This window comes from Gordonia polyisoprenivorans (assembly GCF_017654315.1).
Taxonomy (GTDB): domain Bacteria; phylum Actinomycetota; class Actinomycetes; order Mycobacteriales; family Mycobacteriaceae; genus Gordonia; species Gordonia polyisoprenivorans_A.
The window spans coordinates 1422822-1437719 of sequence record NZ_CP072203.1; the positions used below are offsets into that span (position 1 = coordinate 1422822).

General features: G+C 66.3%; 19 protein-coding genes and 1 tRNA gene. 6 read left to right on the plus strand and 14 right to left on the minus strand.

Annotated elements, in window-relative coordinates; all coding sequences use genetic code 11:
• Window positions 1-105 precede the first annotated feature (105 nt).
• Both J6U32_RS06410 and J6U32_RS06415 read left to right on the plus strand, forming a co-directional pair.
• The gene (locus J6U32_RS06410; RefSeq protein ID WP_208794037.1) at window positions 106-1719 is read left to right on the plus strand and encodes a hypothetical protein; all 1614 of its coding nucleotides are present in this window, start codon (window positions 106-108) and stop codon (window positions 1717-1719) included.
• 29 nt (window positions 1720-1748) lie between these two features.
• Entirely contained in the window at window positions 1749-1979 is a 231-nt protein-coding gene (locus J6U32_RS06415; RefSeq protein ID WP_208794038.1) for a hypothetical protein, read from the plus strand.
• 9 nt (window positions 1980-1988) lie between these two features.
• Here J6U32_RS06415 and J6U32_RS06420 read toward each other — a convergent pair whose 3' ends face one another.
• The gene (locus J6U32_RS06420) at window positions 1989-2876 is read right to left on the minus strand and encodes a DMT family transporter (RefSeq protein ID WP_208794039.1); all 888 of its coding nucleotides are present in this window, start codon (window positions 2874-2876) and stop codon (window positions 1989-1991) included.
• A 1186-nt stretch (window positions 2877-4062) separates the two neighbouring features.
• Here J6U32_RS06420 and J6U32_RS06425 point away from each other — a divergent pair.
• Entirely contained in the window at window positions 4063-4599 is a 537-nt protein-coding gene (locus tag J6U32_RS06425; protein ID WP_208794040.1) for a Uma2 family endonuclease, read from the plus strand.
• A 91-nt stretch (window positions 4600-4690) separates the two neighbouring features.
• On the opposite strand, the gene J6U32_RS06430 is transcribed toward J6U32_RS06425, so the two are convergent.
• The 10 genes from J6U32_RS06430 to J6U32_RS06470 form a co-directional block, all read right to left on the minus strand.
• Window positions 4691-4921, minus strand: a complete 231-nt coding sequence (locus J6U32_RS06430) for a hypothetical protein (RefSeq protein WP_208794041.1) — start codon at window positions 4919-4921, stop codon at window positions 4691-4693.
• 42 nt (window positions 4922-4963) lie between these two features.
• The gene (locus tag J6U32_RS06435) at window positions 4964-5140 is read right to left on the minus strand and encodes a hypothetical protein (RefSeq protein WP_208794042.1); all 177 of its coding nucleotides are present in this window, start codon (window positions 5138-5140) and stop codon (window positions 4964-4966) included.
• A gap of 163 nt (window positions 5141-5303) precedes the next feature.
• Window positions 5304-5546, minus strand: a complete 243-nt coding sequence (locus J6U32_RS06440; RefSeq protein WP_208794043.1) for a type II toxin-antitoxin system Phd/YefM family antitoxin — start codon at window positions 5544-5546, stop codon at window positions 5304-5306.
• A complete protein-coding gene (locus J6U32_RS27270) occupies window positions 5543-5641 on the minus strand; it encodes a type II toxin-antitoxin system RelE family toxin (RefSeq protein WP_338837764.1) in 99 nt (32 codons plus the stop codon). Before J6U32_RS27270 ends, J6U32_RS06440 begins: the two co-directional genes overlap by 4 nt.
• Window positions 5607-5750 (minus strand): type II toxin-antitoxin system RelE family toxin, encoded by a 144-nt coding sequence (locus J6U32_RS06445; RefSeq protein ID WP_244332651.1) that lies wholly within the window; start codon window positions 5748-5750, stop codon window positions 5607-5609. Before J6U32_RS06445 ends, J6U32_RS27270 begins: the two co-directional genes overlap by 35 nt.
• A gap of 357 nt (window positions 5751-6107) precedes the next feature.
• A tRNA-Thr gene (locus J6U32_RS06450) sits at window positions 6108-6183 on the minus strand.
• A 65-nt stretch (window positions 6184-6248) separates the two neighbouring features.
• Window positions 6249-7091, minus strand: a complete 843-nt coding sequence (locus J6U32_RS06455) for an esterase/lipase family protein (RefSeq protein WP_208795983.1) — start codon at window positions 7089-7091, stop codon at window positions 6249-6251.
• Between the two features lie 40 nt (window positions 7092-7131).
• Window positions 7132-7563: a VOC family protein gene (locus tag J6U32_RS06460; RefSeq protein ID WP_208794044.1), complete on the minus strand. Its 432-nt coding sequence runs from the start codon at window positions 7561-7563 to the stop codon at window positions 7132-7134.
• Between the two features lie 56 nt (window positions 7564-7619).
• Complete coding sequence (locus J6U32_RS06465) at window positions 7620-8081, minus strand: helix-turn-helix domain-containing protein (protein WP_014358802.1); 462 nt, start codon at window positions 8079-8081, stop codon at window positions 7620-7622.
• Between the two features lie 23 nt (window positions 8082-8104).
• The gene (locus tag J6U32_RS06470; protein ID WP_208794045.1) at window positions 8105-8689 is read right to left on the minus strand and encodes a hypothetical protein; all 585 of its coding nucleotides are present in this window, start codon (window positions 8687-8689) and stop codon (window positions 8105-8107) included.
• Window positions 8690-8761: 72 nt separating this feature from the next.
• Between J6U32_RS06470 and J6U32_RS06475 the strand changes: the two genes are divergently transcribed.
• A complete protein-coding gene (locus J6U32_RS06475) occupies window positions 8762-9436 on the plus strand; it encodes a VOC family protein (RefSeq protein WP_208794046.1) in 675 nt (224 codons plus the stop codon).
• Between the two features lie 141 nt (window positions 9437-9577).
• Here the strand turns inward: J6U32_RS06475 and J6U32_RS06480 are convergent, their stop codons facing one another.
• The gene (locus tag J6U32_RS06480; protein WP_208794047.1) at window positions 9578-10789 is read right to left on the minus strand and encodes an NAD(P)-dependent malic enzyme; all 1212 of its coding nucleotides are present in this window, start codon (window positions 10787-10789) and stop codon (window positions 9578-9580) included.
• Between the two features lie 223 nt (window positions 10790-11012).
• Here J6U32_RS06480 and J6U32_RS06485 point away from each other — a divergent pair, with 223 nt between their 5' ends.
• Entirely contained in the window at window positions 11013-11663 is a 651-nt protein-coding gene (locus J6U32_RS06485; RefSeq protein ID WP_208795984.1) for a GntR family transcriptional regulator, read from the plus strand.
• Complete coding sequence (locus J6U32_RS06490) at window positions 11660-12943, plus strand: MFS transporter (protein ID WP_208794048.1); 1284 nt, start codon at window positions 11660-11662, stop codon at window positions 12941-12943. The genes J6U32_RS06485 and J6U32_RS06490 overlap by 4 nt, the downstream gene beginning before the upstream one ends.
• On the opposite strand, the gene J6U32_RS06495 is transcribed toward J6U32_RS06490, so the two are convergent.
• Together J6U32_RS06495 and J6U32_RS06500 are read right to left on the minus strand one after the other, a co-directional pair.
• Window positions 12913-13368 (minus strand): MarR family winged helix-turn-helix transcriptional regulator, encoded by a 456-nt coding sequence (locus J6U32_RS06495; RefSeq protein ID WP_208794049.1) that lies wholly within the window; start codon window positions 13366-13368, stop codon window positions 12913-12915. The genes J6U32_RS06490 and J6U32_RS06495 overlap by 31 nt on opposite strands.
• A complete protein-coding gene (locus J6U32_RS06500) occupies window positions 13361-14809 on the minus strand; it encodes a DHA2 family efflux MFS transporter permease subunit (protein ID WP_208794050.1) in 1449 nt (482 codons plus the stop codon). Before J6U32_RS06500 ends, J6U32_RS06495 begins: the two co-directional genes overlap by 8 nt.
• Window positions 14810-14898: the final 89 nt, after the last annotated feature.

Sequence of the window (14898 nt, forward strand, 5' to 3'; positions counted from 1 at the left end):
ATTTGACACTTGCGAGTGGTTTGTCTGGATTAATGTCGCCGGTGCACGACGGGGAAGTCGGGGGGCTCCTTCTCCACTCGCACACCGGATTGAAGGAGCCGATCCATGGGACGACACAGCCTCGTACGCGAACCCGCCACCCGCCGTATGGCTTTGGGTGCCACCGCCCTTGCGGCGTCGGCCACCCTGACAGCCGGTCTGGCCTTCGGTGACGGCCAGGCACAGGCCTCGATTCCGCAGGTGACCAGCGGCCTGGCGAGCATCCACGACTGGTCGACGGCGACTCTGGATGAGGTGATCGCGGCGTTGGGGATCGAGAGCCAGGGCATCGCCGGTGGGGTGGCGTTGGGGCCGAACTACCTGATCGATCAGCTGGTCGATCAGATCAACGCGGTGTTGGAATCGCTGCTGCCGGTCGGCATTGAGATCGATCCCGATCTGGTTCGAGACACGCTGGAGTCGCTCGGAATCGTATTCGGCAATGAAACAGCGATCGCGATACTTCCCGGCGCTGCCGTCGCAATTCCGCTCGGCGCGGGAAGCAGTGCGGCCGCTTTATCGATTCTCGGTCTGGCCCTTGCGACCGATGGAGTGACGGATTTCGTCAATGGCGCGTGGGCCACCGAGCTCGTCCCTGACTGGGTTCCACTGATCGGCGGAATGACGGTCGGTGAGGTCTTGGACTTCGTCGGCATCGACCGCGCCGATCTCCCCGACGACACGGTCTTCTGCCTCGGTGCCTTGGCGGCCGCGAACTCGAAGACCGCGGGTTCGTGTCTGAACATCGCCGCCACCTTCGATGCGCGCTATATCAAGGTCGCCGATGGCCAGCAGTCCGGGGAAGTGCAACTTGCACTGACCAATCCGCTCTCGGTTCTGACGCTGCTGACCGATCAGGATCAGTTGCTCGACATCCTCGCCCAGGCGATCACCGGTGATCCGATCTACGTCACCAAGGACGTCCTCCGCCTCAGTCTGAACGGCCCGGAGAACCTCGCCCTCACCAGCGATTACGGATACTCGGGTCCGATCAGGATCTCGTGGCTCGGTTCGCAGTTCGTGCTGTTCCCCGGCACCGCGCAGACCCACGGCACCAACGGCCCCGACTACGTCAACTACCTGAGCCTGCCCACCCTGACGCTCGGCACCCCGACGTCTCTGCAGCAGATCATCCCGACCTTCGACGTCTCGTCGTTCAACTTCTTCGATCTGTTCACCATCCCGGCGTTCAACACCGGCAACCTGACCTCCGCGTTGCCGACGAGCGCGACGGTCCCGGTGTCGGCGTTGCGGTCGGTGCAGCCCGAGCTGATGAGCGTGTCGGCCGCCGACGCCCCGACCGCCGACACTCCGACCACGGACGCCCCGACCGCCGATGCCGGGGATGGTGGACAGACCGCAGGGGCGCCCGCCTCGACCAACCCGGCGGCCGCTCCCGCAGCCGGCGATTCCACTCTTGCCACCGGCTCGACGGATACAGATCAGGGTGCACCGCACCAAGATACGCCGACACCCGCACCTGTCGTGACGACCCCGGCCGGGCAGGCCGGCGCCGGTGATCAGGCCGGCGATGCCACGGGTGACCAGGGTGCCGCGAACCCGGCACCGACCACCGACGACTCGTCCTCGACGCCGTCGAGCTCACCGGCGGCAGGGCCCGCGACGACTGGCGGCACCGGTGCCTCCACTGTGAGCGATCAGCAGCAGCCCGCAGCCTGATCGCCCATGCGGTGCCTTACGATCGCCGCATGATTTCAGTTGTGGACTTGCGGAGGAACGTTGAGGCGTCGGTCATCTTCTTCGTCGTGGTGACGATCATCAATGTGCTGCTCACCCATCAGGGCTTCTGGGAGTCGGTGAAGGACGGGTTGATCTTCGCCGTCATCGCGATGGTCGTCTACGTGGTGTGGGACTTGGCGAGTACGGCGTTCCGTGCGCGTCGGCGGGGCGACGCGCACGGAAGTACCGACAGTCGATAGGGGTTTCGTTTACTGAGCCGGCCGGTACTCGACCGCTGACGGTGCGGCCTCGGGTGGAGCCGAGAGCCTACCCAGCATGATCGTCGACAGCAGCATCACGCCGAGTGCGACGAAGATGGCGATGTCGCCCGCGTTTCCGACGCGGAGGGCCTCGTCATAGATGGTCAGTCCCAACGACATTGCGATGATCGGTTTGAGGACGGTGACCGCGGGCAGGCTGGTCTGGACGTCGCCGGCCTGATAGCTGGATTGCTGCCACAGGGTGCCGAGCGTCGCGGTGACCGCCATCGCCCAGAACTCCCAACTGGCGAGTCCGTCGAGTAGCCCGTCGCGGAATGCGGCGATCCCGGTCTTGGTGAGCGGTGCCGAGAGGCCGAGGAGGACGCCGGCGCCGATGGCCAGTGTGAGTGATCGCCATGTGCCGTGTGGCAGTCGTGAGCCGCCTGCCACGCAGACGATCACGACGGGGATCATCACGGCGAGCGGAATGATCCAGTCGCTGAACGGTGGATCGTCGATGCCCTCGGTGGGTTGCCCGAGCAGCATGAACACCACCAGCGATGCGGTCAACAGTGCAGCCCACGTCCATTCGCGCGCGGTGAGCATCCGACGTTCGGAGTAGGCGCCCATCGGCAGGGCGAACAGTAACGCGGTGACCAGCAACGGCTGCACCAGCATCAGGCTGCCGACCGCCAAGGCCCAGGCCTGGACGACGAATCCGAGGATGTCGGCGGCGATGCCCGCCAGCCACGTCTTGCGTCGGAAGAGTGCGACGAAGAAACCGGCACCGACGGCGCCGTCGTCGGGCAGCCCTCGGGTGCCGGCGGCCTGGAGCACCGATGCGATCGCGAACAGCAGTGCCGCGGCGAGCGACAGGATTATCGCGACGATGTCCACGCGCGCTCCGTGGTCGGTGTAACCGGCGATTCGACGTGTCGCATGAGCCGAAGCGTAGTGCACCGCGCTCGGATTCGGGCGAGGCCCGGCGTGCGATCTGACCGCGACCCCGCCGGATACAGACGGCCCCGCCGGACAGAAAGGCGACGACCGGATCGGTCACGCCGTGTCCTGCTCGCCCGTCAGGGCGGTGCCCGCCAACTCCGCGAGGGAGTGTCGGAGCCGTGTCGGAAACAGTGTGTCGTGAGCGACCCGGTCGTCGCGCGTCATGTCTGGTTGATGTGTTCGTCTCGGACCTTGTTCGATAACCACCTCCTCTGTCGGACAACGGTTGTCGTGGTGTGCGGTCGGTGCGGAGGGTCGCGTTGATGTGGTGACGGCCGGTCGGGCCTGCGTCCCGCGCGCAGATCGGTGTGTTCGTGACTCGCAACAATCGAACGCGGAGAGAGGACGCGCTGTGTTGCGTGCAGCGTCAGGTCGAGGCGCATCGTCCGGTCGAGCCGACGTGGACGAGGGAGTTCACAGACCTCGATTCCATGCCGCACCAGCCACGTCCGATCCGCTGCCGACCAGGCGATGCTCTCATCGAGAATTGGACGGCAGAAGCCTGCGGCCGGACGGGCTATGGTCGCAGTCCGGATGCTCTCGCCCGCGTCGAAGTCGGTCGAGAGTTGCTCTCCTACAACAGTTGTCATCGTTCACCTCCGGCGGCAAAGGATGCTGTCGACACCAAAATAGCACCACGAACCGAATAGTGCTAGCGATCTTCGCCAACGAGTGCTAGAAGATATGGCGAACATCGTCACGACGAGAAGGTAAGGAGGACACCATCACTGACAGATGTCGGGTTCATCGCGGAACGGCTGGGGCAGCCATCGCCATGGACATGTCCACCTTCCCGCCCCGCCGCCCTGGCGGCCGGACGACCGCCCCTGGCATCCCAGAGTGGTGACGAAGGTCCGCTGTGGTCGATACTCATCGTGCTCGCGACGCCACTCGTCGAATCCGGCAGCGCCGGATGGGGATCGGCCGCGGTGAGCATTGCCCTCGTCGTCGCTGTCGTCGCGTTGGGTGAGCTTCCCGCTGATCGAACGAGTGCATCAAGCGCGCGCTGACCGAAAACGGCACGATGAGAGCTTGTACTGAGCGGGTTCGGAGAGCCGCTGCCGTGCATAGAATCGTGGGTATGACCGCTGCCGCGTATCCCCAGCTGATGTCGCTGGAGCAGTGGCGTGCGTTGCCGGAGGCGCCCGAGCAGCGGGTCGAGCTTCAGGAAGGCCTGGCGATCGTGTCTCCCCGTCCCACCCCCGCACATTCCCGCGCGGCGTCTCGGTTGTGGCAGCAGTTGGCCGCGCAGCTTCCGGACGGCTTCGAGGCGTTGCAAGAGGTCGAGGTGGTCATCGACGCGGCCACGCCGGCAACGGTGCGGATTCCTGATGTGATTGTGCGGCGCACCGATGCCGATGACTCGATGATTACCGCTGACCAGGTGGTGTTGGCCGTTGAGGTCGTCTCGCCGGGCTCGCGGCGCACCGATCACGTGATGAAGCGCAGTGAATACGCCGACGCCGGCATCGCACACTACTGGATCATCGACCTTGACGCCCCGGTCGCCATCACCGTTCTCAGGTTGGATTCCGATGGGTATGTCGGTGACCAGTTCAACGGCGAGGTGACGGTGGAATCACCGTTCCCGGTGACGGTCGCCCTCGACATCACGTAACCCCGGCGGTGAGAGGGGTCCCGGTATGCCGTGTCCACCAGTCCGCGCCGGCGCTCGCCATTCCGCTCATTTCCGGTGGGTAAACGGTGGGTCAGCTCACCGGCGCCAGGCGATCGAGGACATGCCGCACATCCCCGGCGACCTTCGGACGCTGACGGTAGTGCTTGCGCGTCGTCTCCGGTGTTGTGTGGCACAGCTGCTCGGCCGCCGCCTCGATGCCCACCTCCTCGGCGAGGATTGTCGCGGTGAGAGTTGCTGTGCAAGTGGACAGTTCGCACGAGGGTAACGACCCGATCCACGCCTTGAATGCAGCGAAGGTCAAAGCGCCCCACATCGATTGAGGTGGGGCGCTCTTTTTGTATCCCTACTCGATCTCCCCACCGAGACTGCCCTCCTCGTCGTAGTAGAAGACCTGCTGCTCGCTGCGTGCATCCACCAGCAGCGCTTCGCCAAGGTCGATTCGAGTGGAGAGGATTCCACGATCCGCGAGTATCTTCCTCGCCGCATCGATCCGCTCAGTTTCCGTGAAGTGCTTCGGCACAACAGCCGAGTCGCTGGATCTGTCGCATGGCATGAGTACTCCCAATCGTGTTCAGGGAGAACGTTTCCCTGCCTCCAAACGATAAGGGGCACACTCCACAAAGTCGGTCCAGTGCCTCGGAAGAGGTCAGTCAGTTCGACTTGCGGTCGCTCGGGGTGCTTCGTCAGTCGTTGAGCCCCAGTTCAGCAAGCATCTTGTCGAACGACATCGTCGGCTCGTCGCGGGATTCGTACACGGCCAGCCGATCTCGGAGGTCTTCGATCTCATCAAGCAGGCCGTCGTAGCGTTCCGGCGACAGCACGATCGCGGCCGGTTTGCCGTGGTTCGAGATCACCGTTGGCTCATCTACGGCGTCTCGGATCAGCTCGGACAACTTGGCCTTCGCCTCGCGGATGGAATAGCTCATCGGGTGTAGACCTCCCTTCGGTGGCCGATATGAACGACCACGATGACGAGTTCGCCGTCGTCAATGGTGTAGACGTGGTAGTTGCCGACGCGGATTGTCGGGCAGCGACTTGATCGAGTCGCTGATGAGCTTCTGCTCGACGCGAAGGAGCTTGCCCAGCGACTTTGCCGCGCTGGTCGTGATCCGCAGCTCGTATCCGCTCATGATCGTAGTCCACCAATGTGGACCACATTGGGGAAGCGATTGTGGACCCATTCGTGGACCATCTAACGGCTCCCAGTCATCGCCCAGGACCGCGGCGAGACGGCCCCGGAGGTCGTCTGCCTCGGCTCGCTTGCCGAAGGGTTACTCCGTCGACCTCGGCGGCCAGCGCCATCAGCTCGGGGTCCGGTGGCACCCACGCCGGATTTATGGCCATCGCGTTCGCCTGGCGTCGGCGCATGAGCACGCGGACGCTCTCGGCAGTGGCTCGCAGAAGATCTCGGTCGGGCACGGTTCCGGGTGGGTAAAAGGTGGGTCAGTGCCGATGCGGGGGAGCCGAATCGGCAAACCCTCTGGTTGTGGAGCCGCCCAGGGGAATCGAACCCCTGACCTATTCATTACGAGTGAATTGCTCTACCGACTGAGCTAGGGCGGCGTGCTGCGCAAGGCAGCGCTGACGAGTGTAGCGAGTCGCGGGCGCCGAACAAAAACCGCCTCGGATCAGGCGGGAAAGTCCGCGCCGCACGGCACGGGCACCGGACGCCGCGGATCGAGGGCGCCCTGCACCAGGGCGCCGACGGTCGGGGAGTAGATCATCCCCAGATGCCCGACCACCGAGTGCGGACATACCGACTCGACGACGATGTTGGTGACATTGGGCGCCGGGTCCATCAGTGCGTTGGCCAGCGGAAACACCACCTCGTCGTGGGTGCTGGCGAGGTTGAAGTAGCGGATTCCCGGGTGCAGGGGGCTGTTGTCGCCCTGGCCGGCCGGCGGCGGGGCGGTCCGGGGCGCCCATGGAGAGTTCGAATACCCGCGGTTGGGCGCCGACACGTCGACGATCGTCGCGATCTGATCGGCCTTGCCGGGCACCTGGGTGACCAGTTGCGCGATCGCCCCACCTTGCGAGTGCCCGACGAGGTCGACCTTCGTCGCGCCGGTCCGTGCGCGCACCGCGTCGATGAACGACGCCACCTCGCGCGTCGACTCGGACTTGTCGGCCAGCGCCCCGATGTTCGCGCTCCACGGCGTCTGTCCGTAGGTCAGACTGAACACGCAGAAACCGGCGTTGGCCAGCGTCGGAGCGAGATAGGCCCACGCCGAGAGCTGGTTCGACGCGGTGCCGTGCAGCAGGATCACCGGATCTCGGCCGTGGCGGTCGGTGCAGTGGTCGAGGTTGGCGCCCGGGGGTGAGGTGGTCGCCGGACGTAGATAGCCCGCGGCCTGTGCGGCGATGACGTCGGTGGTCACCGGAAACGGGGCGGCCGATGCCGCGGTGGCGCCGAGGACGCCCCCGCCCACTGCCGCCAGAAGTGCCGCCGCCGTGACGATCAGGGTCCGCATCCGCGCCCGATGACGTGTGGTCATCGTGTGAGTATGACGCCTACGACGCCGCGAATCGCTCGGAAATCTGGGTCAACCGCACGCTGTTGCCCGACGGATCACGGAAGCCCGCATCGATGCCGTACGGCCGCGACTCCGGTGCCTCGGTGAATTCGACGCCGCGTGCCGACAGATCCTCGTAGGCGGCCTGGCAGTTGTCGGTGGTGAGGAAGATGGTGCCGGCGAAGCCCTTGGCGGTGAGATCGGCGATCTCGGTCTGCGTGGTGCCGTCGATCATCGGCGGACCAGGGATGGCCATCAGGACGATCGACACGTCGTCCTGTCCGGGCGGGCCGACGGTCAGCCACCGGAAGCCGCCCATCTCGGGCATCGTCACGTCCTGGCGGACCTCGAGGCCGACCTTGCCGGTCCAGAAGTCGAGTGCGGCGTCCTGGTCGTGCACCCAGAGCTGGGCGCTGGCGATGCGAATCATGATGTGAGCCTTCCTGGTTGGTGCTCGTCGAGAGGTGGTTCTCGAGTGATCTCAGCCTAGGAGTCCGCGGTGTGCGTGGTCTTCTTCCCCTGTGCTGTGTTCGGGTCGGCCGTGCGGGAGGTGGGCGCCGGCCGGGTGAACACGCGCAGGACACATGCCGGCACATGGGCTTGATCGCCCGCGGGCGGGAACGACGCGCGATAGGCGGTCGGGGTCTTGCCGTAGGCGCGGGCGAAGCTCGTCGTGAACGAACCGACACTGCGGAGCCCGACGGCGATGCAGATGTCGGTGACACTGCGATCGGTGTTGCGCAGCATCGACGCCGCGCGTTCGAGTCGTCGGGTCTGCAGATAGGCGTGCGGGGTCTCGCCGTAGGCCGAGGTGAATGCGCGGGAGAAGTGTGCGCGTGAGAGTCGGGCGGCGGCTGCCATGTCGTCGACGGTCAGCGGCTCGGCGAACCGCGCGTCGACGAGTTCCTTGGCACGCAGGAGGTAGCGGGCCGGCGGCGGCGAGGGCATGGATCCGATTATGGGCTCGACACCTACTCGCTGGGGGACTCGCGTCGAAGGAATTCCTCACCCCGCGGTGACAACTCGTAGCCGACCTCGAGGCTGTGGGTGAGTCCGAGCTTCTTGAGCTTGCGGACGTCGAGCTTGAAATCCGGCCGCGGACGGCCCACCTCGGCAGCCAGTTCGGTCGACACGACTCCCGGTCGACGGGCGATGAGCATCAGCACCTTTCGCGTCCACGGTCCGTGCGGGGCGCGGGAATCGAGCCGATCCAGGCGGGTGCGCAGATCGTCGAGATCGGCCGCGGAGAGCGCGGCATCGTTGCGCAAGGCGATCCGCGGGTCGGGGCCGGCGTGCCGCAAGCCGATGCAAAAGACGGGATCATCGGTGCGGCGCAATGCCTTACGTGCCTGTTCGGCGGTGTCGAAACCGGCGCGACGCGCGTCGGCGTCGGAGATCTCGGAATCGGTGATCTGCTCGATCGAAGTGATCTCGATGAGTTCACCCTGACTGACGAATCGCGAACCGGGATGCAGACGCGGCGCCGACCACCGACGGAAGGCCAGGTCGACCTCTCCCTCGACGATCCGTGGCATCAGCCGGGCCGGGATCAGCATGAGAGCAGCGTAATCCCGGCGATGCCCGAAACGACGGTGTTCGTCAACGGTGATCGGCCGTATGGTCGGGTCATGAGCGACAACTCCTACACCCCACTGACCGCCGCCGAGGTCACCGCCGCCGTCGCCGACCCGTGGCGGGTCATCGCCAACGCCCTGCAGGTGGCTTACCGGACCCGGAACATGGTGACCGGCGGGCGATTCGTCGCGCGCATCATCGACGCCGCCGAGGAGGCCAACCACCATCCCGACATCGATCTGCGCTACGGGTCGGTGCACCTGTCCCTCACCACGCACAGCGAGCATCGGATGACCGATGCCGACGTCGCATTGGCGAACCGGATTGCCGACATCGCCCGCGAGATGGATCTCGAACCGTTCGCCGCGCCGCCCGCGCGATTCGACCTCGCGATCGACGCGCTGGACATCACCGCGATCCGCTCGTTCTGGAAGACGGTCCTCGGCTACAACGACGATCCCGACGACACGCTCGACCTCGTCGACCCCACCGGGATTCTTCCCCCGATCTGGTTTCAGCAGATGGATTCGCCACGGCCGCAACGCAGTCGGATGCACGTCGATCTGTGGCTGCCGCACGATCAGGTGCAGGAACGGATGGCTGCGGCCATCGACGCCGGCGGACACCTGGTCACCGACGCCTACGCTCCGTCGTTCTGGGTGCTCGCCGACGCCGAGGGCAACGAGATCTGCCTGTGCACATGGCAGGACCGCGAAAAATCCGACTGATCGGCCGGCGTTCGGCCTTGAATCACGCGCGGTCGCCTGTTTTCAGTCATCTGCCGAGTAGCTCGTGACCCGCGACCTGGGGTTTTGGGCCGAGGCTACTTTCGAAATGACTGAAAACAGGCGAGTTGTCGGCGCGGTGGGTCAGTCCTCGGCGTTCGCCGCTGCCGCGACTGCCGCGGCCACCGCCGGTGCGACCCGCGGGTCGAGCGGGCTCGGCACGATCTTGTCCACCGCGAGATCCTCGGCAACCACCGACAGAATCGCCTCTGCGGCAGCCAGTTTCATACTCTCGGTGATGCGGGTGGCACCGGCGTCGAGCGCTCCGGCGAACACCCCGGGGAAGGCGAGCACGTTGTTGATCTGATTCGGGAAGTCGCTGCGCCCGGTGGCGACGACCGCGGCGTGCTTGGCGGCGATCTCCGGGTGGATCTCCGGATCAGGGTTGGACAGCGCGAAGATGATGGCGTCGTCGTTCATCGACGCGATCACACCCTCGTCGATCGTGCCCGCCGACACCCCGATGAACACGTCCGCACCGGCGAGCGCCTCGGCCGCCCCGCCCACGAGTCCGCGTGGGTTGGTGCGGGCGGCGAGGTCCTCCTTGAACTCGTTGAGACCGTCGCGACCCTGCGACACGATGCCCTTCGAGTCGAGCACCACGACGTCGGAGATCCCGGATGCGAGAAGGATGTTGGCGCACGCGACGCCGGCGGCGCCGGCCCCGGAGATCACCACCCGCAGGTCGGTGAGCCCGCGGTCGAGCAGACGGACCGCGCCCTTGAGGGCGGCGAGCACGACGATCGCGGTGCCGTGCTGGTCGTCGTGCATGACCGGGCAGTCGAGGGCCTCGATAACCCGTCGTTCGATCTCGAAGCAGCGTGGCGCGGAGATGTCCTCGAGGTTCACCGCACCGAAGCTCGGGCGCAGACGCACCAGCGTCTCGACGATCTCGTCGGGGTCCTTGGTATCGAGGACGATCGGGATCGAGTTGAGTCCGGCGAACGTGCGGAACAGCGCCGATTTGCCCTCCATCACCGGCAGCGATGCGCGCGGACCGATGTCACCGAGTCCGAGGACCGCCGAGCCGTCGCTGACCACGGCGACGAGTCGATCGGTCCAGGTGTATTTGTTGACCAGCTCGGCGTCGGTGTCGATCGCGCGCGAGACCTGGGCCACGCCGGGGGTGTAGGCGATCGACAGGTCCCGCTGGGTCTGGATCGGGGAGCGCAGCTCCACCGAGAGTTTGCCGCCCACGTGGGCCAGGAAGATCTCTTCGTCGGTGATCGGATGATCGGCGATGGTCGGTTCGCCCACGCGGTGTATGGTGTTGTCTTCCGTGCTCGTCACGGTCATGTCCTCCTGCTCGGGTGGCGACGACGCCACCGGCTGTGCGCGCGAATCGGCGACGATGACGATCCGGCGCGTGAACCGCGCGGTCGTGTGGACCGGCCGCGGGATGACTGAAAGTCTCTCACTCGCGCATCACTCCCCGGTCACAGTGGTCCGGGTGTGGTGATCCAGGCAACAAACCGGTGGTGGCTCCCGTTGGCCGGCGGATAGCATGCAACTTGTGTCTATGTTGTATTCGCCTGCTGCCTCGGCCTCCGATCGGGTGTACGACGAGGTCAAGGAACTGATCCTGACCAACGAGATCTCCGGCGGCGAGCTGATCAGTGAAGGCGAGGTCGCCCAGCGCTGCGAGGTCAGTCGTACCCCGGTCCGCGAGGCCTTCCTGCGACTGCAGGCCGAGGGGTGGATGCGGCTCTATCCCAAACGTGGGGCCCTCGTTGTTCCGGTGACCGACCGCGATGCCCGCGACGTCGTCGACGCCCGCCAACTCCTCGAGGGCCATGCGGTGCGTGCGGTGGTCGCCGCCGATGCGGCGACGACGCGACTCGTCGAGTCGCTGCGCCGCAATCTCGAGGAGCATCGGCTCGTCGAACACGATGACATCGCCCGGTTCTCGCGGGTCGACGCCGAATTCCACCAGCACATCGTGGCCGCCGGCGACAACGCGCTGCTCGCCGGCTTCTTCACCGGCCTCGGCGAACGCCATCGTCGGATGACCACCACGAGCGTGCGGCGCGACCCGGCGATCGCGCAGAGCATCCTCGCCGATCACGCCGAACTCCTCGTTCTCATCGAACGCCGCGACGCCGACGGCTTCGACGCCGCGCTGCGCCGTCACCTCAGTGACGTCCACGACCTGCCGGGAGACCTGCGATGACCCTGACGACCGCATCGACCGCCGCGCCCGAGGGCATCGCGCGCCGCGCCACCTGGCCGGCCGTCGCACTCGCGGTGTTCGCCTCCGCATGGGGCGGAAACGAATTCACGCCCCTGCTGGTGATGTATCGGCAAAGTGGCGAGTTCTCGGCTGTCGCCGTGGATGCGCTGCTGTTCCTCTATGTCCTCGGCATCGTGCCCGCGTTGCTCATCGGCGGACCGCTCTCGGATCGACTCGGTCGCCGACCCCTGATGTTGCCGGCGCCGATCTTCGCCGCGCTCGGCTCGCTGCTCCTGGCGTTCGGCGCCCATTCGATCGTGCTGCTGTCGGTGGGGCGGGTGTTCAGCGGTGTGGCGCTGGGACTGTCGATGGCGGTCGGCGGCAGCTGGATCACCGAGCTCAGTGTCCGCGCCGGTGACCGTGCGGCCGCGGGCGCTCGACGCGGCGCGATGAGCCTGACCGCGGGCTTCGGCGTCGGCGCGGGTGTCGCCGGGGCACTGGCCCAATGGGCGCCGTGGCCGCACGTGCTGGCCTACGCGGTGAACATCTCGATCGCCGCCATCGCCGTGCTGTTGATCCTGCAGGTCCCCGAAACCCGCGAGCGGCAACAGAATCCGGGCCGACTCGTCGACGATCTGAAGATCCCGTCGGCCGGGCACCGACGCTTTCTGCTCGTCGTGTTACCGGTGGCGCCGTGGGTGTTCGGTGCGTGCGCCACGGCGTATGCGGTGATCCCCGCATTGATGTCGGTGCGCACGTCCGGCGCACCGATCGCCTTCGCCGCGCTGTGCTGTGTGCTCGGGCTGGCCGCCGGTTTCGGCATCCAATCGGTGGGGCGACGCATCGACGACCCCGACGGTGTCCGCGGGGTCGTGAGCGCCCTGGTGGTGCTCGCGATCGGAATGGGCTTGGCGGCGTTGGCCGCTCACGTGCTGACGATTTGGCTGTCCCTGGTCGCCGCGACCGTGCTGGGCTGTGGATACGGCATGGCGATGATCGCGGGGCTGTTGGAGGTCCAGAGGATATCCGGTCCCGAGGATCTGGCGGGTCTGAGCGCGGTGTTCTACGGCGTCACCTATCTGGGGTTCGCGGTCCCGGCCGTGTTGGCCTGGCTCTCACAGACATTCGGCGCCCTGACCTATCCGGAGATGTTCCTGTTCGGTGTGGGTGCGGCACTGGTGTGCCTGGCGATCGTGGGGGTCGGGCACCGGATGTATCGCCCCGACCTCGACGATCGTGCGGCAGGCGCTCAGGCGGGCGCGGCGGGTTCGACTCCCTGACCCAACGCCGCACTCAGGCGGCGGAGTTGGTCGGCGTCGAGTGAACGCAGTTGTGGCGGAGCCGGATCGGGGACGGCGGCCACGACGTCGAGCACCGCGCGCCCGGCATCGGTCAGATGCACGTACTTGCACCGTCGATCCTGCTCGGTGACCTTGCGGACGACGTAGCCCGCCGACTCGAGATCGGAGACCGCCACCGAGACCGCGGGCGGATCCATGGTGGCCGCGCGGGCGAGTTCCTTGAGCGGCGTCGGTCCCTGCGCCACTCGTCGGAGCACGCGGATTCGGCTGAACGGCAAGCCGGTTGCCGCGACCACGTCACGCCGCCATGGGTCGCGGGAGTCGAAGACGAGGGTGATCATCGCCTGCCAGACGTCGTCGACGAGGCTGTCGATCGTCGACGTGTCGGTGTCGTGCTCAGACATCGGCGGTCTCCGGTTCGATGAGGCGTGCCGATACGTCGGCGGCGGTGTTCTGTCCCCAGCGCGTCGTCGACACCAGGCCCAGGACGAGGATGATCGCGCTGAAGATGACCACCAGAATCCACATCGGGTGCATGTCGGCGGTGAACTCCGGCCCGATCCCGGATGCGGCGACGCCGGTGATGCTGCCGGCCAATGCCACACCGATGCTCACGCCGACCTGCCGGCTGGTGGAGGCGACCGCCGACGCGGCGCCTGCACGATGGCGCGGCATCCCGCTGACCGCGGAGTTGGTGATCGGCGCGTTGATCGCACCGAAGCCGATCCCGAAGATGGCGAAGATGATCCCGATCGTCACCAGCGAGGTGTCCCGCTCGATGGTCGTCATCAGCGCGGAACTGATCAGCATCGCGATGCCGGCCAGCACCAGCGACGGTCGTGTGCCGAAGCGCCCGACGGCACGCCCGGACAGTGGCGAGAGGATCAACACCGCCATCGCGGGCGGCAGCAACATGGCGCCGGTCTGGATGGCCGACAGACCGCGCACGTCCTGCAGGTACAGCGACATCAGGAACAAGAACGCACCCCAACTGGCGAATGCGCAGACCGCGATCAGCGTGGCCGAGGAGAACGGCACACTGCGGAAGAACCGCAGGTCGATGAACGGGTCGACGTGGTGCCGTTCGGCGATCAGGAATCCGACGAAAGCGAGTGCGGCAACGACGAATACGGCGATGGTCGCCGGTGAGCCCCAGCCCTGGACCGGGCCCTCGATCAATCCGTAGACCACCGCGGCCAGGGTGATCACCGCGAGCACCTGCCCGATCGGGTCGAGGGTCCGCATCACCGGCGAGCGTGACTCGGGCACGAAGATCGCGGTCAGCACGATCGCTGCGGCGCAGATCGGCAGGTTCACCCAGAAGACCGCGCGCCAGTCGATGAGATCGATGAGCACGCCGCCGATCATCGGGCCGAGCGCCATCGAGATGCCGACCACCGCACCCCACATGCCGATGGCCCGAGCGCGTTCCTTGGGCTCGACGAAGACCTGGGTGATGATCGACATCGCGACCGGGTTGAGCATCGAGCCGCCGATGGCCTGCAGGGCGCGGGCGGCGACGAGCACCGCCACCGAGGGCGCAAGACTGCAGGCCAGTGAGCCGATCGCGAAGATCGTCAGCCCGATCTGGAACATGCGCTTGCGTCCGTAGCGGTCGGCCGTCGCACCCGAGAGCATCAGCAGGGCGGCCAGCACCAGCGTGTAGATGTCGATGACCCATTGCAGTGATGACACCGACGCATGCAACTCGGTGCGGATCGACGGGAGCGCGACGTTCACGATCGTCGCGTCCATCGAGACGATCAGCAGGCTCATGCAACACGTCGCCAGGATGATCATCTTGTGACGCGGGGTCAGCTCCGTCGCGGAGATGCTTGTGGACATACAAAGATTGTAGAACTACAAGTATCTCCGAGGCGAGCGTCTCATTCCGGACATCGTCCCCGTCGGGGTCGACGCCGCGGAACTCGCGA